The sequence below is a fragment of the Streptomyces spinoverrucosus genome (assembly GCF_006539505.1).
Classification (GTDB): domain Bacteria; phylum Actinomycetota; class Actinomycetes; order Streptomycetales; family Streptomycetaceae; genus Streptomyces; species Streptomyces spinoverrucosus.
In genome coordinates this window covers 1-736 of sequence record NZ_BJND01000207.1, presented here as the reverse complement: position 1 = coordinate 736, position 736 = coordinate 1, and the positions used below count along the sequence as shown (strand labels likewise).

General features: G+C 75.0%; 1 protein-coding gene. It reads left to right on the top strand.

Annotation, left to right across the window (positions count from 1 at the left end):
* Positions 1-113: 113 nt before the first annotated feature.
* The coding region (locus tag SSP24_RS42555; RefSeq protein WP_141316642.1) for a hypothetical protein at positions 114-736 on the top strand (623 nt) is incomplete at its 3' end.

Sequence of the window (736 nt, the reverse complement as noted above, 5' to 3'; positions counted from 1 at the left end):
GCCCACCGCCCACCCGAGTGGCACCCCACGCCACACCCACCCCCTACCTCCTGGTTTGTCTGATTAGCGCGTATCGTCGCCCCATGCCCACGCCATACGGATCCCGCGGCGGCATGGCGTTCGGTGTGGCGGAGCTGCGTGTGCTCCGCCGCGCTCTCGCCCTCGCCCTCCACCCCGGCCAGGCCTCGGCCGAGGACGTCCAGGACTGTCACCGCCTGGCCGAGTCCCTCGACGAGGCGATGCGCGAGGGCGCCCGCCTGCGGGCCTTCCTCGTGGCCGACCTCGCCCGCTACCGCGCCGCCCTCCCCGGCGCCACGGCCGGCTACCTCACGCTCCTGGAGGAGGCGCTGCGCGCCGGATACCGCCCCCACCCCGACGACCTGGCCGCCCTCCGGTCCCTCCGCGGCAACCCCAGCGCCACCGCCCTCCTCGACCGCTGCCAGACCCTCGCCGAACAGGACGTACGCGCCCGCCTGACCCGCAGCACCACCACCCCACCCCACGCCGCAACCCACACCGCAACCCTCGCCCCCGTCGTCCCGGCCTCCCGCACCCACCTCCTCGCCCTCCCCGGCGGCCTCACCAACACCGCCGAGAACCCAGCAGCCAAGCCCGACCGCAAACCCGAAAAGAAGCCGGCCGAAAAGCCGACCGAACCGTCCCCAGCCCCCACCCCGGCCCCCACACCGAAGCCCACCCGTCGCCCCATCCCCACCCCGGGCGAGGTCTTCCCCCG